The sequence below is a fragment of the Bradyrhizobium sp. AUGA SZCCT0160 genome (assembly GCF_018130105.1).
GTDB lineage: Bacteria > Pseudomonadota > Alphaproteobacteria > Rhizobiales > Xanthobacteraceae > Bradyrhizobium.
This window is the reverse complement of record NZ_JAFCMD010000001.1, coordinates 550,175-573,209: the sequence shown is the minus strand read 5'-3', so window position 1 is coordinate 573,209 and position 23,035 is coordinate 550,175. Positions and strand designations below refer to the sequence as shown.

Sequence of the window (23,035 nt, the reverse complement as noted above, 5' to 3'; positions counted from 1 at the left end):
ATGGCTTTCTTACATGGATTCTTATTTGCGGGCTTGTTGCTTGCGGCGGCCGTCATCCTCAGAATAAGCTGCTTTGCAAGAAGCGATTTGTGGTGGTTTCGGCTGCGGCCGAATGAAGGAGCAGTCATGATGCAGCCGTTGAAATTGGCGGGACCCAAGTTAGCCTTGCTTGCGGTCTTGCTGAGTGTCGCCGCAGGACAAGCCGCGGCGCAGGAGAAGATCAAGATCGGCGTGATCGTGACGTTATCCGGCCCTCCGGCGGCGCTCGGCCAGCAGGTCCGCGACGGCTTTGCGCTCGCGGTAAAGGACCTCGGCGGCAAGATGGGCGGCAAGGACGTCGAAGTCGTCGTGGTCGACGATGAACTGAAGCCGGACGCGGCGGTGACCAAGGTCAAGGGCCTCCTGGAACGCGAAAAGGTCGATTTCGTCGTCGGCCCGATCTTCTCCAACATCCTCCAGGCCATTCACAAGCCGGTCACCGACAACAAGACGTTTCTGATCAGCCCGAACGCGGGTACTTCGACCTATGCCGGCAAGGAGTGCAGCCCGTTCTTCTACGTCACCTCCTACCAGAATGATCAGGTCCATCAGATCCTCGGCAAGGTCGCTCAGGATCGCGGCTACAAGCGCGTCTATGTGCTGGTGCCGAACTATCAGGCGGGCAAGGATTCTGCCGCCGGATTCAAGATCGACTACAAGGGCGAGATCGTCGAGGAAAGCTATCTGCCGCTGAACACCTCCGATTTCCAGGTCGAGCTGACCAAGATATCCTCCTCGAAGCCCGACGCGCTGTTCACGTTCATGCCGGGTGGCCTCGGTGTCGGCCTCGTCAAGCAATACCGGCAGGCCGGTCTCGCCGATCGCATTCCGGTCCTCTCCGCCTTCACCGTCGATGAATCGACGCTGCCGGCGCAGCAGGACGCCGCCGTCGGCATGTTCGGCGGCTCGAACTGGGCACCCAATCTGGACAATCCGCAGAACAAGAAATTCGTGGCCGGCTATGAGGCGGCCTACAACATCGTGCCCGGCACCTACGCCTTCCAGGCCTATGATGCCGCGATGCTGATCGACAGTGCCGTCAAGGCGACGAAGGGCGATCTCGCCAACAAGGACGCGGTATCGGCGGCACTGAAGAAGGCCGACTTCACCTCGCTGCGCGGCGACTTCAAGTTCAACGTCAACGGCTATCCGATCCAGAACTTCTACCTCACCAAAGTGGCAAAGCGCCCGGACGGCAAGTTCCAGACCGAGATTGTCGAAAAGGTGTTTTCGAACTACGGCGACCGCTACGCCAAGGATTGCACGGCGGCTAAATAAGCGGTGACCAACAAGCTGGAAGGAAACAATATGATGAAAACCGAAATCGCCGGCATCACCCGCGCCAACGAAGGCATCCAGGGAATTTCCTGGAACATCCTTGGCCAGACCTATGTACCCAAAAGCGTCACCGAGCATTCCTTCTCATGGCATGCGACGTTCCCGCCCGACACTTTCGTGCCGCCGCACATCCACCCCGATCAGGACGAATATCTCTACATCCTGGAAGGCAAGCTCGACTTCTTCCTCGACGGATCAGAGACGCAGGCCTTGCCGGGCGATCTGGTGCGGCTGCCGATGGGCAAGCCGCACGGCATCTTCAACAAGTCCGGCCGGACCTCGAAGGTGCTGTTTTGGGTCTCGCCGACGCGGCGGCTCTATGACCTGTTCTGGGGCATCCACAACATGAAAGAGCAGACGCCCGACGCCGTCGTGGCGCTGGCGGCCGAGCACAACATCCACTTCCTGCCGCCGCCCCCGGGGGCGTGAGATTGTCGTGCCCCGCCACCGGGTCGGCCGAATGGCCGCCCGATGACAGGCTCCGGCGGGGCACCCAGTACGCCGCGGCTTCTCGGGTCTATCACTAGCGTCACTGGAATACTGGATCGCCCGCTTTCGCGGGCGATGACAGTTGAACGTGTGGGGGCTAGTGAACCTTACCGCACCGCCGCCAGCGACGGCGCGGCAAAGCCCGCCTTTGACGCATAGCCGCGTACGATCGCTTCACGCTGGCCGTAGCTCAGCACCTTCTCGATGTCAGTAAAACCGTCGGGCGCCAGTTGCTCGACCGCGTCGATGACGCCTTCCGGGCCGCCGCGGCGGTTCGCGCGCACGATCTCTGCCGTCATCGGCAGCCGCTTCTGCTCGTAGGCCAGCAGCGCCTGGCGCGGATGCTCGGCATGGGCCAGCGAATCCGCCAGCGCCCGTGCATCGAGGATCGCCTGCGAGGCGCCGTTGGATCCGACCGGATACATCGGATGCGCGGCGTCGCCGAGCAGCGTCACCCGTCCCCAGGTCCAGTATGGCAAGGGATCGCGGTCGCAGCAGGGATACTCATAAAATTCCGGCGTCGCCGAGATCAGGTTGCGGACGTCGACATGCGGCACCGAGAACCGCGCCACATGCGGCATCAATTCCTCGCGCTTGCCCGGCCGCGACCAGTCCTCGCGGCGCGGCGGCGGCGCGTTGCCTTCACCAATCCTGACCATCACGGCCCAATTGGTCAGCCGGCTGGCGGGGCTCGATCCTTCCGCGATCGGATAGACCACGACTTTGGCATTCAATCCGCCGGCCACGATCATCGAACTGCCGGTCAGAAACATCGGCCAGTCGCGTGCGCCGCGCCACAGCATCAGCCCGTTCCAGCACGGCGGCCCCTCGTCCGGAAACAGCATTTCGCGCACGCGCGAATGGATGCCGTCGGCCCCGATCAGAACGTCGCCGCGTGCGGTCTTGATATGCGCGCCGGTACGGTCGAAGAAATGCGCGATCACGCCGCCTTCGTGCTGCGCGAACGCGCCAAGCCGGCAGCCGGTGTGGATCGCCTCCTTGCCGAGCCGCTCCTCGACCGCGCGATGGATGACGCTTTGCAGGCGGCCGCGATGAACCGAGAATTGCGGAACGTCATGACCGGCGCCGAGGCCCCGCGGCTCGCGCCAGACCTCTTGGCCGTGACGGTTCAGATAATACAAATCATCGGTACGAACAGCGGCCGCATCCAGCCGGTCCAGCAGCCCTAAGCCAGCGAGTTCGCGGATCGCATGCGGCAGCGTGTTGATGCCGACGCCGAGCTCGCGAATGCTGTCCGATTGCTCGAACAATTCGCAATCGATGCCGCGGGCGCGCAGCATCAGCGCGGTGGTGAGGCCGCCGATGCCGCCTCCGACGATGATCGCCTTCATCCGCTCAAACTCCACTCAACTCTGTCTTCAACCTCGCCCCGCTTGCGGGGAGAGGGAGTAAGGAGCGTGCCATCCAGCCTATTCGGCCGCAAGCGGCTTTGTCGCCTCGGCCTTGAGCTCGGCGCGGGTTTTCGGCTTACCCTTAATTTTGAGGTCGTCGAAATCCTGCCGGTCGCGGACGGAGTTGCGGAAAATCTGCTCTTTTCCGGGGAGATATTGCGGCGGACAGGCGATATCGGAGGCGCCATACCAGGCCGCCGCCCGCATGGTGAAGGAAGGATCAACCAGATGCGGCCGGCCCAGCGCCACCAAGTCGGCGCGACCGGCGGCGAGGATGGTGTTGACCTGATCCGACGTCGTGATGTTCCCGACGCACATGGTCGCAACCCTTGCCTCGTTGCGGACCTGTTCGGAGAACGGCGTCTGGAACATGCGGCCGTAAATCGGCTGCGCGTCGCGCACGGTCTGTCCGGTGGAGACGTCCACGAGATCGACGCCGGCCTCGCCGAACGCGCGCGCAATCGCCACCGCGTCGTCGCCGGTGACGCCGCCCTCCGCCCAGTCGGTGGCGGAGATGCGCACCGACATCGGCTTGTGCACTGGCCACGCTGCGCGCATCGCCTCGAATATTTCGAGCGGATAGCGCAGCCGGTTTTCCAGCGTACCGCCATACTCATCCGTGCGCTGGTTGGTCAGCGGCGAGATGAAGCTCGCGAGCAGATATCCGTGCGCGCAATGCAGTTCCAGCATGTCGAACCCGCAGGCCTCGCCGCGCAGCGCGGCGGCCACGAACTCCGCCTTGACGCGATCCATCGCTGATCGGTCCATCTCGCGCGGCACCTGGCTGTCCGGGAAATAAGGGATCGGCGACGCCGACAGCGTGTCCCAGCCGCCCTGCTCGAGCGGCCGGTCCATGCCCTCCCACATCAGCTTGGTGGCGCCCTTGCGGCCGGCATGGCCGAGCTGCAGGCAGATCCTGGCGGCTGAATTGGCATGAACGAAATCGACGATCCGCGTCCAGGCGGCTTGCTGCTCGTCGTTCCACAGCCCGGTGCAACCCGGCGTGATCCGGGCGTCGCGGCCGACGCAGGTCATCTCGGTGAAGATCAAACCCGCGCCGCCGATCGCGCGCGAGCCGTAATGCACCAGATGGAAATCGCCTGGCACGCCCTCCTCGGCCGAATACATGCACATCGGCGACACCACCGCGCGGTTGGCCACCTCCATCTCGCGCAGTTTGAACGGCTGGAACATCGGCGCGACAGGTTTTTCGATGTCGACATCAAACCCTTTGGCGCGGACGGTCTTTGCAAACGCCTTGTCAACCTCGCTGACGAAGCCCGGCGCACGCAGCGTGAGATTATCGTAGGTGATTGCCTTGGCGCGGGTCATGACGCCGAACGCGAACTGCACGGGATCGAAATCCCAGAAACGGTCGACATGTTCGAACCAGACCAGCGACACGTCGGCGGCGTGCTGGGTCTTCTCGACCTCCTCGCGCCGGCCCCGCTCGTAGGTCTGCAAGGCTGCATCGACCGTCGGCGCCTGCGCCATCGCCTCTGCGAGTGCGATAGCGTCTTCCATTGCAAGCTTGGTCCCGGAGCCGATCGAGAAATGCGCGGTCGCCTTGGCGTCGCCGAGCAGCACCATGTTGTCCTTGACCCAGCGCTCGCTGCGGATCATCGGAAAATTGCGCCACATCGAACGGTTGATCAGCAGCTTGTGGTCGCCGAGGAACCAGCCGAAGATTTCCGCCATGCGATCGGCGGATTGCTGCTCGCTCAGGCCTTCAAGACCGGCACGCGCAAACGTCTCGGAATCGGTCTCGAAGATCCAGGTCGAGCGGCCGGTTTCATATTGGTAGGCGTGGGCGATGAACGGGCCCCACTCGGTCTCCTGGAAAATGAAGGTGAAGGCATCGAGCGGCCGGGTCGATCCCATCCAGGCGAACTTGTTGGAACGCAGGTCGATCTCGGGGCGGAAATGCTCGATGTATTTGTCGCGAAAACGGCTGTTGATGCCGTCGGCGAGCACGATCAAATCGGCATCGACAAAACGGGTCTCGTCGTCGACATCGGTTTCGAACAATAGCGTTACGCCGAGTTCGCGGGCACGTTCCTGCAGGATCAAGAGCAGCATGCGGCGCGAACAGCCGCAAAAGCCGTTGCCCCCCACCCGATGCACGGTGCCGCGGAAATGCACGGCGATGTCATCCCAATAGGCGAATTCCTGGGTGATGCGGCGGTAGCTCGGCGGGTCGTACTTTTCGAAGTTGTCCAGCGTGGCGTCCGAGAACACCACGCCGAAGCCGAACGTGTCGTCGGCGCGGTTGCGCTCGTACACCGTGATCTCGGCCTGCGGCCGCTGCTTCTTCAAAAGGATCGCGGCATAGAGACCCGCCGGCCCCCCGCCGATTATCGCCACCTTCATCAGCGCCTCCGAAGCAAGCTAACGGGCCATCTGGAAATTACTTTAAACCTAAAGCATTTTTCAGGCAAGCCCCTCGCAACGCAAACGACCTCATCCTGAGGAGCGGCCTTTTGGCCGCGTCTCGAAGGATGGGCCGCGGGCTATCATGGTTCGAGACGGCGCGCTGTTGCGCCTCCTCACCATGAGGAAAAAGAGTGGAGCTCAATTCCCCTGGAACACCGGCGACCGCTTGTTGGAAAACGCCTCGAATGCCCGGGCAAAATCCTCCGTGGTCATGCACAGGGCCTGCGCGACGGCTTCCGCCTCGATCGCCTCCTCCACCGACATCGCCCATTCCATCGCCAGCATGCGCTTGGTCATGGTGTTGGCGTAGGTCGGCCCATCCGAAACCTGCTTTGCCAGCGCTTGCGCCTGCGCCAGCACCTGGTCGGGCGCCACGATCCGGCTGAAGAAGCCCCAGCGTTCGCCCTCCTCCGCGGTCATGAAGCGGCCGGTGTAGAGAAGTTCCGACGCCCGCGACTGGCCGATGATACGCGGCAGGATCGCACAGGCGCCCATGTCGCAGCCGGAGAGACCCACCTTGTTGAAGAGGAAGGCGACTTTGGCGCCTGATGTCGCCAGGCGCATGTCCGAGGCCATCGCGATGATTGCGCCGGCCCCGGCGCAGATGCCGTCGACAGCAGCAATGATCGGTTGCGGACAGGCGCGCATCGCCTTGACCAGATCGCCGGTCATCCGGGTGAAGGCCGTGAGGCCCTTGGTATCCATCTGCACCAGCGGGCCGATGATCTCAAAGACGTCGCCGCCCGAAGAGAAGTTCCCGCCGGCGCCTGACACCACGATGGTCTTGACTTCCTCGTCCATCGCACTGGCGCGGAAGAAATCAGTCAGTTCCCGGTAGCTGTCGAAGGTCAGCGGATTTTTCCGCTCCGGACGATTCAGCGTCACGGTGGCGATCTTGCCGTCGACCTCAAGCAGAAAATGCTTCGGCGAATATTCTGATAGTGGCAGCGTGACGGGGTTGGCGGGTCTGCTCATGGGATCTCCCTTGTCTTGCTATTCGTCACTGCGAACCACCGGGTCGCGCGAATGCGCGCCCGATGACAGGCTCCGCGAAGCAATCCATTCTTTCTTTTTGCGGCGAGATGGATTGCTTCGCTTCGCTCGCAATGACGGTTTCAATTTCAAACTTCGCCGCCGGCGACGGCGACCGCCTGTCCGGTGATCGCGCCGGCGCCCGCGCCGCACAGCCACAGCACGGCATCGGCGACTTCCGACGGCGCAACGAGGCGGCCCTGCGGATTGTGCTTCGATAGTTCGGCCACCGCCTGCTCGCGGCTGCGGCCGGTCTTCTTGATGATGTTGTCGATACTGCCCTCGAGCAGATCGGTCTCGGTGAAGCCGGGACAGACGGCATTGACCGTGACGCCGCTCTTGGCCGTTTCCAGCGCCAGCGAACGAACCAGACCGATCACCGCGTGTTTTGCAGCACTGTAGGCGCTGACATAGGCATAGCCCTTCAGGCCGGCGGTCGAAGCGATCGCGACCACCCGCCCCCGGCGGCGCTCCAGCATGCCGGGCAACACGGCCTGCGTGGCATGCACCACGCCCATGAAATTGACGTCCATCATGCGCTGGAACAGCGCCGCATCGGAGCGGCCGAACGGCGCGGATTCAGCCGCGCCCGCATTGGCGATCAGGATGTCGATCGGCTGGCGCGCCGCGGCCTCCGCAATGGCTGATTTCACCGAAGCTGCATCGGCGACATCGGCGGTTACCACGAACTGCGCGGCGCCTGACGCAATCGCTTCATCCAGCGTGGCGCGATTGCGGCCGAGCACGGTGACGACGGCGCCGGCCTCGGACAGGGCTGCGGCGACCGCGCGGCCAATACCCCGCCCGCCGCCGGTGACGAGCGCATGCTGGGAATGCAACGGTTTGGACATCGGTCGGCCTCCCGGAACTGACCCTCGACATTTATTTTAAACTTCAAGCTTTTGCAAGGAAGCAAGTAAGCTGGCACTCCGGCCTCACATCCGCCGCTTGACAGAAGGCCGTCCGAAGGTAGCGTCGCCGCATAGCCACACAGGGGTCAGCAACATGGCGGCGCTCGAAAAAGGCATCACGCAGAACGGCACCGGATATTCCGGCAAGACCTGGAACATTCTCGGGCAGGTGTATTTTCCAAAGGCGGTAACGGACTCCACCTTTGCGTTCGAGACCAACAGCGATCCCGGCCAGTTCGTGCCGGTCCACATCCACCCCACGCAGGACGAATTCATCCTGGTGCAGGACGGCATGCTCGACCTGAAACTCGATGGCCTCTGGGTGCAGGCCAAGGCCGGCGATCTGGTCCGGCTGCCGCGCGGAATTCCGCACGGTTATTTCAACAAATCGGACAGACCGGCGCGGGCACTTTTCTGGGTTTCACCGACCCAGAAGCTGGAAGCACTTTTCAACCAGTTGCACAATCTGAGCGATGTCACCGAAATCGTGCGCATCTCGGCCGAGCATGAAGTGAATTTTCTGCCGCCGGAAGCCAACGACTAAAAATCTGCGCGAACTTTAGCTGGGCCCCCAGGGCGACGTCGAACATCTGCGCCAGACGTGACGCGACGGGTATCCCCGACCCGCAGCTTCGCGCGGGCTCTTAGGTTTTCAGATTGACGTAAGAGGCCTTAAGCCCCGGCAGAAGGCAGGCTGGCAGCGGCGATTGCGACGATCTGGGCCAGCCGACGTCCGATCCGGGACGGCGCGTTGCGCAGAAATTGTTGTACCTGTCGCATCTCAATCTTCCATCGGCGCCCGGCGGAACGGTCGTTCCCAAAACGCGGCGCCTCCTGGAAAATGGTCGTAACGGGCTAACTAGTCGAGATACCTGGGAAAATAGCAACGCCCGCTTCGTGCGGCAGCCGTTTGGCAGTAGAATTATTGCCCTGATCGAGCCGACAGGGGGGGAAATTTTCTCCCCCCTTTTTGTACGGTCATAACCCCGTGATGCCGCTGTCGACCGCCAGGGTCTGCGCATTCACGTAAACGCTCTCTTCGGACATGAAGAACAGCGCGGCATAGGCGATCTCCCATCCAGTCGCCATGCGCCCAAACGGTGCACCGGCAGCGCTCCGCGACGGCCGGCCCGCGCTGGTGTGGCGCCCGAGCGGGGTATCGACGAGACCCGGGCAGATGATATTGGCGCGGATGCCGCGCCTTGCCCCTTCCCGCGCGACATTGCGCATCAGGCCGCCGAGCGCCGCCTTCGACGTATCGTACGCGATCAGCCGCGAGCCCGAGCGAAGCCCTGCGATCGACGAGATGAAAACGATCGATGAGCCCTCGGCGAGATGCTTGAGGGCCTTGCGGCAGCAGAGCATCGGGCCGCTCAGATTGACCGCCAGCGTGTCGTTCCACTCCCTCAAGTCGACGCCGTCGAGGCCGAGCGCACCGACGCCGATTCCGACGTTGAGCACCATGCCATCGAGACCACCGAGGCCGTCGATCGCCTCATCAACCATTCTGTTCACATCGGCCTCACGCGCGATGTCGGCCTCGATTGAAAAGGCGCGGCCGCCGTCGGCGGCGATACGCGTGACCGTGTCATCCGCGCTTGCACGATGGATATCGGCGACCGCGATATGCGCCCCCTCGCGCGCAAACAGCAGCGACATGGCCCGGCCGTTGCCGACCGGATCGGTTGCGGCGTCGAATGTCCGCTGCCCGCCGCCGACCACCAGTATCCTGCGGCCCTGAAGGCGTCCGCGCCCCGGCGCCTCGCCGGATGACTCCGGACTGAGCGGGCGGACGTAGCGCGGTTTCTCGGTCATTGCCTTATCTCACGTCGATTTCAGGGCAGCCCTATTTCGGTGCGAAACCAAACGTCTTCTCGAAGCGTTTGGCATAGGCGGGCCAGACCTCGGGGTTGACGATGCGCGGCGGCCGCTTGCCGTCGAGCGCGTCGAGGATCTGTTCGGCGGCGATCCTGCCCATGTTGACGCGGGCTTCCCTGGTGACACCGGCGGTGTGGGGGCTCGCCAGCACATTGTCGAACTGCAGCAGCGGATGTTCCGGCGGCGGCGGCTCCTTGTCCCAGACGTCGAGCCCGGCACCGGCGATACGCCTGTCGCGCAGCGCGTCGTACAACGCGGCCTCGTCGTGAATGAAGCCGCGCGCGGTGGTGATGAAGAACGCGTGCGGCTGCATCAGCGCAAACTGTTTCGCGCCGATCATGCGGCGATTGTCTTTGGTCAGCGGGCAGGAGATCGAAACGAAGTCCGAACGCCGCATCAGATCGTCGAGCTCGACCTTCTCGGCGCCCCGCGCCGCAACTTCCTCTGCCGTGAGATAGGGATCGTACGCGATCACCTTCATGTGCAGCAGGCCCTTGCAGAGTTCGGCGATGCGGCGTCCGACATTGCCGATCCCGACAACGCCGATGGTCTTGCCCTGCGCTTCGTTGCCGATCAGCGCATTGCGATTGACATTGGCCTCGCGGCGCAGCGCACGGTCGGATTCGAGGATGCGCTTCGACAGCGTCAGCAGCATGCCAAGCGCGTGCTCGGCCACGGAATTGGCGTTGCCGCCGGTCTGGTTGACCACCAGCACGCCGGCCGCGGTGCAGGCATCGACATCGACGGGGTCAAAGCCCGCGCCGTTGCTGGAGACGATGAGCAAATTCGGCGCCCGCTTCAGAAGATCCGCATGGGCATGGAAATGCGGCGCCAGTTCATCGCGCGCCGCCCCGATCTGATAGGCGTGCGCCGCAGCCAGAATCGGCGCCGCGACGGATTCAGGGCTCTCGTTCTCAAGCTTGTCGAGCCGTACATCGGCCCTGGCTTTCAGTATCTCGGTATAGATCTCGTGGGCGAGATATTTGACGTAGAACACGCGCTTGTTGTTGACGGTCATCTTGTTGTGCAACTTTCAGTTCGGGAAGTCATAGAGTTTGGCGGGATTGCTGACGAGGATGCGCTGCTGCGTCGCTTTATCAGGCGTCCACATCTGAAACAATTCGAGAAGGTGTCCGGCGTCGGGCATTTCTCCCTCGACCCGCGGATGCGGCCAGTCGCCGCCCCAGACCAGGCGCTCAGGGTTTGCCTTTACCAGCGCTTCGTGGAACGGCCGCGCGTCGGGATAGTCAGGCGCGTCCTGGCTGAGCCGGTGCGCGCCCGACAATTTGGACCAGCACCAGCCCTCGCCGACCGCACGCAACAGGCTCTGGAAGCCTTCGGTGCCGGTGCCGGCGCGGGCATCGGTGCGGCCCATGTGATCGATCACGACAGGCAGGCCGATCTTTTTCAGGATCGGGATCGTCTGCGGCAGATCCTTGACGTCGATCCAGAGTTGCAGATGCCAACCGAATTCCTTCATGAGAGGCGCGAGTTTCTCGGCCTCCGTCAACGGCACGCCGCCGCGATAGTGCAACTGGCCGTCGCGGAAGAAATGATTGAAACGCAGGCCTCGGACGCCGGCCGTGTGCCAGGCGCGCAATTCGTTCGGCGAAACGTTGGCATCAGCCACCGCCACGCCGCGCAGGCGGTCGGGCTCGCGCTTCAGCGCATCGAGCATCGCCGAGTTGTCGCGGCCGTGTGCACTGCCCTGCACCAGGACGCCACGCGCAAAGCCGAGCATGTCGAGCATGCCGAGGTATTTCTCCAACGGCGCGTCAGGCGGCGTGTAGCTGCGATCATCAGCGTAAGGAAAGCGATCCGGTGGGCCGAATACATGGGCATGGGTATCGCAGGCATCAGGCGGCAGCGGCACCTTGGGACGACTGACGGGACGCGGCGGCAGGCAGGCTGGAATCATCTTGAGCACCACATCGTTATTCCGCCTTCATCCCGGAAGCTTTGATAATCGGCCCCCATTTTTCGTAATCGGCACGGATCCTGGCGTCGAATTGTTGCGGTGAGCTGCCGATCGGCAATGCGCCGAGCTTGCCGAGGCGCTCCTTCACGGCCTCCGTGTTCAGGGCAGCAACGAAATCACGGAACAGTTTTGCCAGCACATCGGGCGGCATGTCTGATGGTCCGAGCAGGCCCCACCACACGCCGGTGTCATAACCCGGCACGGCTTCCGACATGCTGGGCACGTCGGGCAGGAACGGCGCACGCTCGGCGGTGGTGACGGCGAGCGCGCGCAGCGTGCCGGCCTGGAGTTGCCCGACCGATTCCGGGCCGTTGTTGAACGACATCGGAATTTGTCCGCCGAGCAGATCATTGATCGCGGGCGCGCCGCCCTTGTAGGGAATGGCGTTGAGATCGACCTTGGCGAGACTCTTCAGGAGTTCGCCGGCCAGATGCGTCGACGTGCCGGTGCCGGCATGGGCAAATGAAAGACTGCCCGGCTTCGCCTTCGCCGCCTCGATCACATCGGCGAGCGTCTTGAACGGTGAATCGGCGCGCACCAGCAGGATATTGGGCGACGACGCCAGCAGCGAAATCGGCGTGAAGTCCTTGAAGGTGTCGTAGGGAATTTTGGGGTACAGCAACGGATTGGTGGCGTGGCCGCTCGCGACCATGATCAGCGTATAGCCGTCAGCCGGCGAGCTCACGACCGCCTGCGAGGCAATGACGCCGCCGGCGCCGGGACGGTTCTCCACCACGACCGACTGGCCCCATTGCTTGGACACCACCTCGCCCAGCGTGCGCGTCAGCACATCGACGCCGCCGCCCGCGGGATAGGGCACGAGAATACGCACGGGCTTTGAAGGGAACGACTGCGCGGATGCCGCGCCGGCAGCAGTAAGCATCGCTGCGGCAACCACAGCCATCCGGAACCAACTTGCCACGGCAGCCCTCCCGATGTTCCCGTTATCTCACATTGTCGCATGCCGGCGTGCTTGAGCCATCGCCAAGTCTGCAGATCACGGTAACGATGAAGGCATGTTGACAATCCCGTCCACGACGTCAAGTTTCGGCGCGGCAAAAGCTGCGCGACGGCACCATGCCGCGAACGCGAATTTTCGGAAGATCGAGGGAGAAGACAGTATGGCGGTTGCGGAGGAAAAAACCTCGCCCGAGATCTCGCAGGAGAAGAGCTGGCACGGCATCGTGCTGCAATCGCTCAAGCGCAACGATATCAGCCTGGTGCCCTATGTGCCCGATCGTATCCTGACGACGCTGATCAAGAACCTGCATGCCGATCCGTTTTTCACGACCTTTCCGACCGCGCGCGAGGAAGAAGCCGTCGGCATCGTCTCCGGCGCCTGGATGGGCGGCCGGCGCGGCGCGGTGCTGATGCAGACGTCAGGCTTTGCGACCCTCGCCAACGTGCTGGCCTCGCTGGCGATGCCCTACCAGATCCCGCTGATCATGTTCGTGACCGAACGCGGCACGCTCGGCGAATTCAACTACGGCCAGTCGCTGGTGTGCCGCACCATGCGCCCGGTGCTGGATTCGCTAGCGATGGAGCATCACACCTGCACGCGGCTCGACGAGTTCGAGTTCATCTGCGACCGCTCGATCAAGCAGGCCATCACCACACAGGCGCCTGTGGCGCTGATCCTTTCGCCGCTTTTGACCGGCGGCAAGACCTTCGACAAGTGAGCGATCTCATGAACAGCACCCCTTCCCGCAATACCAAGGTCATGAACCGCTTCGATCTCACCTCGCGGCTGGTCGCCAGGCTGAAGAACGAGGAAGCCGTGGTCGGCGGCATCGGCAACACCAATTTCGACCTGTGGGCCGCCGGGCATCGGCCGCAGAATTTTTACATGCTCGGCAGCATGGGCCTCGCCTTTCCGATCGCGCTCGGCGTCGCGCTGGCGCAACCCGAACGCCGCATCTTCGCGCTCGAAGGCGACGGTTCGCTGTTGATGCAACTCGGCGCCCTGTCGACGATCGCAACGCTGGCGCCGAAGAATCTGACGATGGTGGTGATGGACAACGGCGTCTACCAGATCACCGGCGCGCAGCCGACGCCGGGCGCTGTTGTGGCCGACATCGTTGCGATTGCGATCGCCAGCGGCCTCGGCAACAGCGCCTGGGCCGCCGACGAGGACGATTTCGAGCGCCTGATCGATCAATCCATGTCCACCGCGGGGCCGACCCTGATCGGCGTGCGCATCGACGACAAGCCGGGCGTCGGCACCACCCGGCGCGATCCGGTGCAGATCAGGGAGCGCTTCATGCACGGGCTGGGGGTGAGGGAACCGCTTTAGCTTTTTATTTTGACGCGTTTTCTTCACGCGAACCGGGCTCCCTTCGCTCGAAAACGCTCTGGTATTAGGCATTAACCACACGGCATTGTGGCTGTTCGCAGGTGCAATATTCGCGCCTTGATCGTGCTAAGCCGAGGCCATGTCAGTCGCCCTCAAGTTGTTCGCCTGGTGTCTTGCCGCAACCGTAACCTTCGCAACCCTGGGCCCGCCGGGATACCGTCCGCACGCCAGTATTCTTGGACAGGACGGCGAGCATGCACTTGCCTTTGTCCTGATCGGGCTCGCGTTCGGCCTGGCCTACACGCGCAACCGCTTGCTCACGGCGGCCGTCGCCGTCGGGCTGACCGGCCTGATCGAGATCCTGCAATTCTGGGCGCCGGGGCGGCACGCGCGGCTGGAGGATTTTCTGGTCGACGCGCTTGCAGTCTGCGTTGGGCTCGCGGCTGCGGCGGCCTTCGATCTGGTCGTCAAGCGCACGCAACGATCGAGCGCAAGCGCGTCCTGACGGCCGGAGCGTCCTGACGGCCGGAGCGTCCTGACGGCCGGAGCGTCCTGACGGCCGGAGCGTCCTGACGCAACAATCCCCGCGGGAGGAATGCTCCCGCGAGGATCGATTGCAAGCGGCTCGCTTAGTCGATGATCTTGATCACCCGGCGCGTGCGCGGCTCCACGATCACGCGGCGATCATTGACGACCGCATAGCGATATTCGGTGTGGCTCGGCACCGTGCGCAACTCAACGGTCGGCGGCAGCGGCTCGCCGACCACGACGCGCTCACGCACCACGACCGACGGCGCGCGTTCAGCCTGGATCGACGTGATCACGGCATTCGGAATTTCCAATCCGAGGCCTACGGCCGCACCGACCGTGCCGCCAACGACCTCGCCGACCGGACCGCCGACCTGGCCACCCGCCCGGGCGCCGTCCTGCGCGCCCTGAACGGTGGTGGATTGGGCGAACGCGGCGCCCGATGTCAGCAGCGACGCGGCAATGAGCGAAACAGCAAGACGATTAATCATTATATCCTCCAGTGAATTTGATGGTGCGTTTCAACCATTGGAGGCATCAGATGTTCCGGTTCCACGCGCGCCAATAACGGGCACATGGAACAGGAAGTTCCCGGATCAGGTTCCGCGTTCGATCAAGTCTTTCCGATCTCGTGGTTAGCCATCATCTCGAGCGCCTTCACCATGCCCGAATGATCCCACGCCTTGCCGCCATGCGCGGCGCAGGAGCTGAACAATTGCTGCGCGATCGCCGTGTTCGGCAGGGATATGCCGAGCGAGCGCGCGCCTTCGAGGGCGAGGTTGAGATCCTTCTGATGCAGTTCGATGCGGAAACCCGGATCGAAATTGCGCTTGATCATGCGCTCGCCATGCACCTCGAGAATCCGCGACGAGGCAAAGCCGCCCATCAGCGCCTGCCGCACGAGTGCGGGATCGGCGCCGGCGCGCGAGGCGAACAGCAAGGCTTCGCCAACCGCCTCGATCGTCAGCGCGACGATGATCTGGTTGGCGACCTTGGTGGTCTGGCCATCGCCATTGCCGCCGACCAGCGTGACGTTCTTGCCCATCTTGTCGAACACCGGCTTCATGGTGTTGAACGCGCGCTCCGGTCCGCCCACCATGATGGTCAGGCTCGCGGCCTTGGCGCCGACCTCGCCGCCGGAAACCGGGGCATCGAGATAATCGGCGCCGAGCGCCTCGATCTTTTTGGCGAATTCTTTGGTGGCGAGCGGCGAGATCGAACTCATGTCGACCACGATCTGGCCTTTTGAAATCCCCTGGGCGACGCCGCCGTCAGCGAACAACACCGCTTCGACATGCGGCGTGTCCGGCACCATGATGATGACGACATCGGATTTTTCCGCGACCTCCTTGCCCGATTTGCAGCCCACGCCGCCCTCAGCGACCAACTCAGGCGGGAGCGGCGCGACGTCGTGCAGGAACAGGCGATGGCCGGCAGCCTGCAGATGCTTCGCCATCGGGCGACCCATGGTGCCGAGGCCGATAAAGCCGATATCGATCATCTGGATTTTCCCTTGTTATTGACCAATCAGGTATCGAGCGTCAGGGCCGCGTGCCAGCCGAGGCCGTCGACGGTCGTCGTCCTCGGTTTATACTCGCATCCGACCCAGCCGCGATAGCCGATCGAATCGAGATGCCGGAACAGGAACGGATAATTGATTTCACCGGTGCCGGGCTCGTTGCGGCCCGGATTGTCGGCGAGCTGGACATGGGCGATGCGCGGCAGATGCTTCTGCAGGCTGCGCGCGATGTCACCTTCCATGATCTGCATGTGGTAGATGTCGTACTGCACGAACAAATTGCTCGATCGCACGTCTGATATCAGCTGGATCGCCTGTTCGGTACCGTTGAGAAAAAAGCCGGGGATGTCGATCGTGTTGATCGGCTCGACCAGAAGCCTGATCCGTTCCTTGGCCAGCGCGTCGGCGGCAAACCGCAGATTGCCGATCAGCACCTCGTTCAGCTCGCGCGCATCGGCCCCACCAGGCGCGATGCCGACCAGGCAATTGAGCTGACGGCAATCCAGCGCCCTGGCGTAATCGATGGCGCGCGCGACGCCGTCGCGGAATTCCTCGACCCGGTCAGGAAAAATCGCGATGCCGCGCTCGTCCGCCGCCCAATTGCCGGCGGGGAGATTATGCAGCACCTGGGTTAGCCCGTGCTGCTGCAATTGTTCGCTGAGCTCGGCCTTGTCGAAATCATAGGGAAACAGATATTCGACGCCGCTGAAGCCGGCGGCCTTGGCCGCCGCAAAGCGATTTGGGAATGGCAGTTCGCCGAACAGCATGGTGAGGTTGGCGGCAAATTTGGGCATCGTCGATATCCCCCTTAAGCCGGCAACAATGTGCCGGATGTGCTCGACTTCGCCGGCGCATCGTCCAGCGGCAGATCGAGCACTTCCTCGAACTCGATGATGTTGTCGATCTCGGTGCCCATGGAAATGTTGGTGACGCGTTCGAGGATGAACTCGACCACCACAGGCACCTTGTGCTCCGCCATCCATTCGCGCGCGGTCGCGAACGCCGCCTGGGCGTCGTGCGGATCGGTGACGCGGATCGCCTTGCAGCCGAGGCCCTGCGCGACCGCGACGTGGTCGACGCCGTAGACGCCGAGCTCCGGCGCGTTGATGTTCTCGAACGACAACTGCACCTGATAATCCATCTCGAAGCCGCGCTGCGCCTGGCGGATCAGGCCGAGATAGGAATTGTTCACGACGACGTGGATGTAGGGCAGCTTGAACTGCGCGCCGACCGCGAGTTCCTCGATCAGAAACTGGAAGTCATAGTCGCCCGACAGCGCCACGATTTCACGGGTCGGATCGGCGGCGCGCACGCCGAGCGCCGCTGGCAATGTCCAGCCGAGCGGGCCGGCCTGCCCGGCATTGATCCAGTTGCGCGGACCGTAGACGCCGAGGAATTGCGCGCCGGCAATCTGCGACAGGCCGATCACGCTGACGTAACAGGTGTCGCGGCCGAACGCTTTGCTCATCTCCTCATAGACGCGCTGCGGCTTGATCGGGATGTCGTCAAAGCGGCTCCGGCGCAGCATGGTGCGCTTGCGATCCTGGCACGACGCCGGCCACGCCTGACGCTCTCTAAGCTTGCCGGCCTTCCGCCATTCCTTTGCAACCGTGACGAACAATTCCAGCGCCGCCTTGGCGTCGGAGACGATGCCGAAATCAGGATTGAAGACGCGGCCGATCTGCGTCGGCTCGATATCGACATGCACAAAGGTGCGGCCCTTGGTGTAGGTCTCGATCGAGCCGGTGTGGCGGTTGGCCCAGCGGTTGCCGATCCCGAGCACGAAGTCCGATTGCAGCATGGTGGCGTTGCCGTAGCGGTGGCTGGTCTGCAGCCCGACCATGCCCGCCATCAGCACGTGATCGTCGGGGATGGCGCCCCACCCCATCAGCGTCGGCACCACGGGAACGTTGACGGCTTCGGCAAACGCCACCAGCAATTCGGACGCGTCGGCATTGATGACGCCGCCGCCTGCCACGATCAGCGGCCGCTCCGCGGCGTTGAGCATTGCCAGCGCTTTTTCGATCTGCTTGCGCGTGGCTGATGGTTTGTAGACCGGCAGCGGCTCATAGGTCTCGTCGTCGAACTCGATCTCGGCGAGTTGCACGTCGAGCGGCAGGTCGATCAGGACAGGCCCGGGACGGCCCGAGCGCATGATGTGAAACGCCTGGCTGAACACGCGCGGCACCAGCGCAGGCTCGCGCACGGTGACCGCCCATTTCGTCACAGGCTTTGCGATCGACTCGATATCGACGGCCTGAAAGTCTTCCTTGTACAGCCGCGCACGCGGCGCCTGTCCGGTGATGCAGAGAATCGGGATCGAATCCGCGATCGCCGAGTACAGCCCGGTGATCATATCGGTGCCGGCCGGGCCCGAGGTGCCGATGCAGACGCCGATATTGCCGGCCTTGGCACGGGTATAGCCTTCGGCCATGTGGGAGGCGCCCTCGACATGGCGCGCCAGGATGTGGCTGATCGAACCGCGCCGCTTCAGCGCGGAGTAAAGCGGGTTGATCGCCGCACCCGGCACGCCGAAGGCGGTCACCACGCCCTCTTTTTCGAGGATGCGTACCGCGGCATCGATCGCTCGCATCTTCGCCATTTTGCACCTCGCTTGACCGTGTTGCTCTGGCGCGATCATCACGGCTGCTACCGCCGATCTCAACGACATCGCTATTGTTTCCCGCGATGTGGAATGGATGGAGAAATGCACAGTGGATCAGATGGTTGGGGGAGATGCGCGGTGAAATCCCCACGCGCGTATTGTCATCCCCGCGCATGCGGGGATCCAGTACGCCGCGGCTTCTCGATTCAATCATCAGCGTCTCTGGAATACTGGGTCGCCCGGTCAAGCCGGGCGATGACAGCTGGGTGTGTGTTCGCATTCTCGCGACGCATTGCGCCCGAGCTTTGCCAGAAACTTCCCGCCCTTTCATAGAGAGGGCGCAGGGAAGACCGGGTGCGCGCTGCACCCGCGGTCCCGTGTGCGGTTTGTGCTAAAAAAGCTGCACACGAGCATACAGGGCAGCGGAGAACACCCGGCCTTCCCTGCGCAATGGCTTTACGGCTTATGCCGTGATCTCCCCGGAGACGAGTTCTGGGTTGACTCCGTCGCTGCCGTTCAGCTCTCGCCTACCCGACAGCTTGACACCTGCAACGGGTGCCAGGACCACACGGTTTTGCCGTACGCTTATCCACGCCGTCGTCTCAGCGTAAACCAGCGTCCACCGCAACCCGTCCAACGTCCGTGACGACGGCCGACGCCCTTCTTGAGTAGGACGGGATGGCCAAACATATGCACCTGATTTTCGTTCTGGTAAACAGAAATATTTTTTATTTCAGGGCTTGACATCATTTCTGACAATCGGAACTGATTTGCCCGTCGGGCAAACGGTGAGCATTTCTCGGTGCCCTGCGCCTCCTTGCCGTACGCTTCAGCGGTTGTCGAAATTGGCAGGCGCAGCGACGCAGCCACCTTCCACAAGCCGCCAACTGCCGATACACTGCCCCGGCGCTACCTGGAGTGGAAAGGACGTACGATGACCGATGTCCCCGTCAACGCCGGTACCAAGTCAAGCAGCGTCGAACCAAGCCTTCACAGGGTCATGGGCCCCTGGCTGCTCCTCCTGTTTATCGTCGGCGACATTCTCGGAACCGGGATCTACGCGCTGACGGGCCAGGTCGCCAAGCAGGTAGGCGGGGTGGTCTGGCTGCCCTTCGTGGTGGCATTCGTCGTCGCGCTGGTGACCGCATTCAGCTATCTCGAGCTGGTCACGAAATATCCGAAAGCGGCGGGCGCCGCCCTCTATACCCATAAGGCCTTCGGCATCCATTTCATCACGTTCATCGTTGCGTTTGCGGTGATGTGCTCGGGGATCACCTCGGCATCGACGGCTTCCCGGGCGTTCGCCGCGAACATGTCGCACGCGATGGGGCTCGGCCTGACGGGTTTTGGCATCACCGTCACGGGTCTTGCTTTCATGGCGGTCGTTGCCGCGGTCAATTTCCGCGGCGTCGGCGAAAGCGTGAAGGCCAACGTGGTGCTCACCTGCGTCGAGCTGACCGGCCTCTTGATCATTATCGTCATCGGCCTTTGGGCCATCGGCCTCGGCCAGGGCGATGTGTCGCGCGTGATGCAGTTCCGCTCCACCCCTGATGGCGGCATGTTCTGGCCGGTGATCGCGGCGACCACGCTCGCCTTCTTCGCCATGGTGGGCTTTGAAGATTCGGTCAACATGGCCGAGGAATGCAAGGATCCAACGCGTCACTTCCCAAAGGTGCTGCTCGCGGGCCTGGCGATTACCGGTGCCATCTATGTGCTGGTCTCGATTTCCGCGATCACGCTGGTGGCTCCCGAGCAATTGGGCGAAGGCGAGACTCCGCTTCTGCAAGTGGTTCAAAAAGGCGCGCCCAATTTCCCGCTCTGGATTTTCGGCTTCATCACCATGTTCGCGGTGGCGAACAGCGCGCTCATCAACATGCTGATGGCCAGCCGACTTGTGTACGGCATGAGCCGCGAGCATGTGCTGCCGCCCACCCTCGGCAAGGTGCACGCGACGCGGCGCACGCCTTATGTCGCCATCGGCTTCACGACGCTGCTGGCGTTCGGACTGATCACCTTTGTCGGCGGGGTGCCGGCGCTCGGAGGCACCACGGCGCTGCTTTTGTTGTGCGTGTTCACGGTGGTCAATGTTGCGGTGCTGGTGCTTCGCCGCGACCGTGTCGATCATCAGCATTTCCGCACGCCGACCATTCTCCCGATCCTGGGGGCGGTGTTCTGTGCTTTCCTGACCGGTCCCTGGACCGGCCGTGACCCCGTGCAGTACCGCGTCGCCGGCGTCCTGCTCGCAATCGGGGTCGTTCTCTGGTTCGTCACCATCATGGTCAATCGGGCGACCGGGGTGAGGCGAGCGGACCCGGATGCGGTAAATCTGGGTCGCGGCGGACCCGTCAACTGAGCGGGCGCGCCTTCGACGATTGCGGATCCGGCCGCTCCGGCCGGAATCGGCTTCGCCGACCATTCCGAGCATTCACGGCTGGAAAGAAGGCATTCGCACACCTACATTGGCGGTGGCCAGATCGAAATGAAGGATGACCCGATGTCGGCGATGCCGGAAGTGAAATCCGCGGACCCAAGCATCGAGAAAACCGTGATCAGCACCATCGTGCTCGGCTTTGCGGCCGACCCGATGACGCGGTGGGTTTGGCCCGACGCGTCCGAGTATCTCAGGGTGATGCCGCGATTCGTCAAAGCCTTTGGCGGCCGCGCATTCGACCACGGCACAGCCGACATCACCGAACACGCTCGCGCCGCCGCTTTATGGCTGCCGCCGGGCGTCGAGCCCGACGAAACGGCGATGGACGCGGCCATGGAAGGGGCGCTGCGAGCGGAGATCGCCGAGGATGTTGGCGCTGTGATGAAGGCCATGGCCGAGCATCATCCGCACGAGCCGCATTGGTACCTGCCCGTGATCGCCGCCGATCCGAAATGGATCGGGCAAGGGCTCGGCGCGCTATTGATGAAACACGCGCTTCGACGCTGCGACGAGCAGGGCACCGCCGCCTACCTCGAAAGCTCGAACCCGCGCAACATTTCCCTGTACGAACGCCACGGCTTCAAGATTATCGGCAGGATACAAAGCGGCGCTTCTCCCGCATTGACGCCAATGCTGCGGGCGCGGCGCTGAGCCCACAGTGCGGATTGGTTCAACGGATCCGCGTACACCCCGCACAGTTCGTGACGTGGATCACACCCTCGGCTGAGCGCCCGTTCTACCCTCCCCGGCACGGTGGATGAGGCGTCCATCGGTTGAGAGGAGATCAACGGATGCAAAACGATCACGAGTTGAACATCGACGAGTTGTCCGCGGTGTACGGAGGCATGGCTACGTCCAGGGACGGCTCGCTGCCCTATCCAAAACCTTCGCCGGTGGATCAGCTCATCAAGTGGATTCTCGGCATGTTCAAATGACAACGGTCCCGCGGAGCGGACTGACGCAACAGTCCGCTCTGTGGCCCTCGGCCGGGCTTCACGGCGTCATCCCGTCGATCGCTGGTTGGGCTGCCGGTTGCGGCGGCCCATTTCCTGGTTTCCCCCACAACGCTTTTGCAAATTCAGCGCGAACGTGATCACCGCCCCTGTCCACGGTGGCGCGGCAGCATGCTAGCCTTGCTCCGGGATCGCCGGAATCTGTCGGAGGAAACCCTTGATGGGCAAGCGGATCAGTCGCTGCATCGAACTGCTCGAGCAGGATCAGGCGATCTATTATGACGGCCCGCACAGCGGCCATGTGCTGACCCATGCGCAGGGCCGCATCGATGCCGGGACCTGGGCCGACTACATGAATGTCGGCATGGAGCACGGCGCCTTCGATATGGCCGGCCTTGCCGACTACATGCGCGGCATGGTCGATGCCGGGCCGACACGGTCGGGGCACCGCACGCCGACTGTCATCGTTGAGGCGCCGGTGAACGGCATCGACGCCGCGCATGTGCGTTACAACGCCTGGCAGTTCCGCCAGATCCTCGGCCGCGGCGTGCATGGCATCCTGCTGTGCCAGGCGGAAACCGCCGACGCGGTGCGGGCCTTCGTTGAATCCTGTCGCTATCCGCACAACACTGATGGCGTCGATCCCGAGATCCCCTCGCCGCTGGCACGGATGGCGGGAGCGATACGCGCAAGAGACGGCGGCACCGACGCCGCCGGCCGCAAGCTGCTCGGCATCGGCACGCGCGGGCGCGGATCGGAAACCACGGCGGCACCGGTGTGGGGCCTGTCGACCGAAGAATATATGGAACGCTGCGATCCCTGGCCGCTCAATCCGAAAGGTGAACTGCTGCTGGGCGTGAAGCTGGAAAGCCCCGAAGGCGTCGCCAATTGCGAGGAGATCCTTGGCGTGCCCGGACTGGGATTTGCCGAGATCGGCCCGGGCGACCTCAGTCTTTCGCTCGGCTATCGCGAGATTCCTCGCGAACCCTTTCCGCGGGAAATGCAGGCCGCGCGGGACCGCATCCTGGCGGCCTGCCGCAACAACGGCGTCGCATTCCTGCAGGGCTGCACGGCTGATAACATCACGACACGGATCGACGAGGGCGTGCGCGTGATCGCAGGCCATAGCGAGGCCGCCGCCATCAGGGGCCGGGCTCACCAGAAGCGGAAGCTGCCGGTGTAGCGCGTCGAGCGGA

The 23,035-nt window shown here is 63.2% G+C and carries 22 protein-coding genes; 10 read left to right on the top strand and 12 right to left on the bottom strand.

What is annotated here, in order from left to right; all coding sequences use genetic code 11:
* Window positions 1–126 precede the first annotated feature (126 nt).
* Together JQ558_RS02725 and JQ558_RS02720 are read left to right on the top strand one after the other, a co-directional pair.
* On the top strand, window positions 127–1,317 hold the full coding sequence (locus JQ558_RS02725; protein WP_212205641.1) for an ABC transporter substrate-binding protein: 1,191 nt from the start codon (window positions 127–129) through the stop codon (window positions 1,315–1,317).
* A gap of 33 nt (window positions 1,318–1,350) precedes the next feature.
* Window positions 1,351–1,806, top strand: coding sequence for a cupin domain-containing protein (locus JQ558_RS02720; RefSeq protein WP_212292757.1), 456 nt, complete (start codon window positions 1,351–1,353; stop codon window positions 1,804–1,806).
* A 167-nt stretch (window positions 1,807–1,973) separates the two neighbouring features.
* Here JQ558_RS02720 and JQ558_RS02715 read toward each other — a convergent pair whose 3' ends face one another.
* The 4 genes from JQ558_RS02715 to JQ558_RS02700 all read right to left on the bottom strand — a co-directional run bounded on the left by JQ558_RS02715 (window position 1,974) and on the right by JQ558_RS02700 (window position 7,594).
* On the bottom strand, window positions 1,974–3,218 hold the full coding sequence (locus JQ558_RS02715; protein ID WP_212292756.1) for a flavin-dependent oxidoreductase: 1,245 nt from the start codon (window positions 3,216–3,218) through the stop codon (window positions 1,974–1,976).
* A gap of 78 nt (window positions 3,219–3,296) precedes the next feature.
* A complete protein-coding gene (locus tag JQ558_RS02710) occupies window positions 3,297–5,648 on the bottom strand; it encodes a bifunctional salicylyl-CoA 5-hydroxylase/oxidoreductase (protein WP_212292755.1) in 2,352 nt (783 codons plus the stop codon).
* Window positions 5,649–5,849: 201 nt separating this feature from the next.
* A complete protein-coding gene (locus JQ558_RS02705; protein ID WP_212292754.1) occupies window positions 5,850–6,686 on the bottom strand; it encodes an enoyl-CoA hydratase family protein in 837 nt (278 codons plus the stop codon).
* A gap of 146 nt (window positions 6,687–6,832) precedes the next feature.
* Window positions 6,833–7,594 carry an SDR family NAD(P)-dependent oxidoreductase gene (locus JQ558_RS02700; protein ID WP_212292753.1) on the bottom strand — a complete coding sequence of 254 codons (762 nt, stop codon included), beginning with the start codon at window positions 7,592–7,594 and terminating at the stop codon, window positions 6,833–6,835.
* A 154-nt stretch (window positions 7,595–7,748) separates the two neighbouring features.
* Between JQ558_RS02700 and JQ558_RS02695 the strand changes: the two genes are divergently transcribed.
* A complete protein-coding gene (locus JQ558_RS02695) occupies window positions 7,749–8,198 on the top strand; it encodes a cupin domain-containing protein (protein WP_212292752.1) in 450 nt (149 codons plus the stop codon).
* Between the two features lie 434 nt (window positions 8,199–8,632).
* On the opposite strand, the gene JQ558_RS02690 is transcribed toward JQ558_RS02695, so the two are convergent.
* Genes JQ558_RS02690 through JQ558_RS02675 form a run of 4 tightly spaced genes read right to left on the bottom strand, consistent with a single transcriptional unit; the run spans window position 8,633 to window position 12,432 of the window.
* Window positions 8,633–9,469, bottom strand: a complete 837-nt coding sequence (locus JQ558_RS02690) for an SDR family NAD(P)-dependent oxidoreductase (protein WP_212292751.1) — start codon at window positions 9,467–9,469, stop codon at window positions 8,633–8,635.
* A gap of 31 nt (window positions 9,470–9,500) precedes the next feature.
* A complete protein-coding gene (locus JQ558_RS02685) occupies window positions 9,501–10,550 on the bottom strand; it encodes a hydroxyacid dehydrogenase (protein WP_212205626.1) in 1,050 nt (349 codons plus the stop codon).
* A 15-nt stretch (window positions 10,551–10,565) separates the two neighbouring features.
* Entirely contained in the window at window positions 10,566–11,462 is an 897-nt protein-coding gene (locus JQ558_RS02680) for an amidohydrolase family protein (RefSeq protein WP_312014946.1), read from the bottom strand.
* 4 nt (window positions 11,463–11,466) lie between these two features.
* On the bottom strand, window positions 11,467–12,432 hold the full coding sequence (locus JQ558_RS02675) for a tripartite tricarboxylate transporter substrate binding protein (RefSeq protein ID WP_312014945.1): 966 nt from the start codon (window positions 12,430–12,432) through the stop codon (window positions 11,467–11,469).
* A 199-nt stretch (window positions 12,433–12,631) separates the two neighbouring features.
* Between JQ558_RS02675 and JQ558_RS02670 the strand changes: the two genes are divergently transcribed.
* The 3 genes from JQ558_RS02670 to JQ558_RS02660 all read left to right on the top strand — a co-directional run bounded on the left by JQ558_RS02670 (window position 12,632) and on the right by JQ558_RS02660 (window position 14,308).
* A complete protein-coding gene (locus JQ558_RS02670; RefSeq protein ID WP_212292750.1) occupies window positions 12,632–13,189 on the top strand; it encodes a thiamine pyrophosphate-binding protein in 558 nt (185 codons plus the stop codon).
* 8 nt (window positions 13,190–13,197) lie between these two features.
* A complete protein-coding gene (locus JQ558_RS02665; RefSeq protein ID WP_212292749.1) occupies window positions 13,198–13,803 on the top strand; it encodes a thiamine pyrophosphate-dependent enzyme in 606 nt (201 codons plus the stop codon).
* 139 nt (window positions 13,804–13,942) lie between these two features.
* On the top strand, window positions 13,943–14,308 hold the full coding sequence (locus JQ558_RS02660) for a VanZ family protein (protein ID WP_212292748.1): 366 nt from the start codon (window positions 13,943–13,945) through the stop codon (window positions 14,306–14,308).
* 124 nt (window positions 14,309–14,432) lie between these two features.
* On the opposite strand, the gene JQ558_RS02655 is transcribed toward JQ558_RS02660, so the two are convergent.
* From JQ558_RS02655 to gcl, 4 genes are all read right to left on the bottom strand, one after another.
* A complete protein-coding gene (locus JQ558_RS02655; protein ID WP_212205618.1) occupies window positions 14,433–14,822 on the bottom strand; it encodes a DUF1236 domain-containing protein in 390 nt (129 codons plus the stop codon).
* Between the two features lie 122 nt (window positions 14,823–14,944).
* Window positions 14,945–15,832 carry a 2-hydroxy-3-oxopropionate reductase gene (locus JQ558_RS02650; RefSeq protein WP_212292747.1) on the bottom strand — a complete coding sequence of 296 codons (888 nt, stop codon included), beginning with the start codon at window positions 15,830–15,832 and terminating at the stop codon, window positions 14,945–14,947.
* A gap of 26 nt (window positions 15,833–15,858) precedes the next feature.
* Window positions 15,859–16,644, bottom strand: coding sequence for a hydroxypyruvate isomerase (gene hyi, locus JQ558_RS02645; RefSeq protein ID WP_212292746.1), 786 nt, complete (start codon window positions 16,642–16,644; stop codon window positions 15,859–15,861).
* Between the two features lie 14 nt (window positions 16,645–16,658).
* Entirely contained in the window at window positions 16,659–18,452 is a 1,794-nt protein-coding gene (gene gcl / locus JQ558_RS02640; RefSeq protein WP_212292745.1) for a glyoxylate carboligase, read from the bottom strand.
* A 937-nt stretch (window positions 18,453–19,389) separates the two neighbouring features.
* Here gcl and JQ558_RS02635 point away from each other — a divergent pair.
* The 4 genes from JQ558_RS02635 (at window position 19,390) to JQ558_RS02620 (ending at window position 23,022) form a co-directional block, all read left to right on the top strand.
* Complete coding sequence (locus tag JQ558_RS02635; protein ID WP_249119020.1) at window positions 19,390–20,808, top strand: APC family permease; 1,419 nt, start codon at window positions 19,390–19,392, stop codon at window positions 20,806–20,808.
* A gap of 141 nt (window positions 20,809–20,949) precedes the next feature.
* A complete protein-coding gene (locus tag JQ558_RS02630; RefSeq protein WP_212205938.1) occupies window positions 20,950–21,537 on the top strand; it encodes an N-acetyltransferase in 588 nt (195 codons plus the stop codon).
* A gap of 140 nt (window positions 21,538–21,677) precedes the next feature.
* Window positions 21,678–21,821, top strand: a complete 144-nt coding sequence (locus JQ558_RS02625; protein ID WP_212205604.1) for a bacteriocin — start codon at window positions 21,678–21,680, stop codon at window positions 21,819–21,821.
* A gap of 238 nt (window positions 21,822–22,059) precedes the next feature.
* A complete protein-coding gene (locus JQ558_RS02620) occupies window positions 22,060–23,022 on the top strand; it encodes an aldolase/citrate lyase family protein (RefSeq protein ID WP_212292744.1) in 963 nt (320 codons plus the stop codon).
* Window positions 23,023–23,035: the final 13 nt, after the last annotated feature.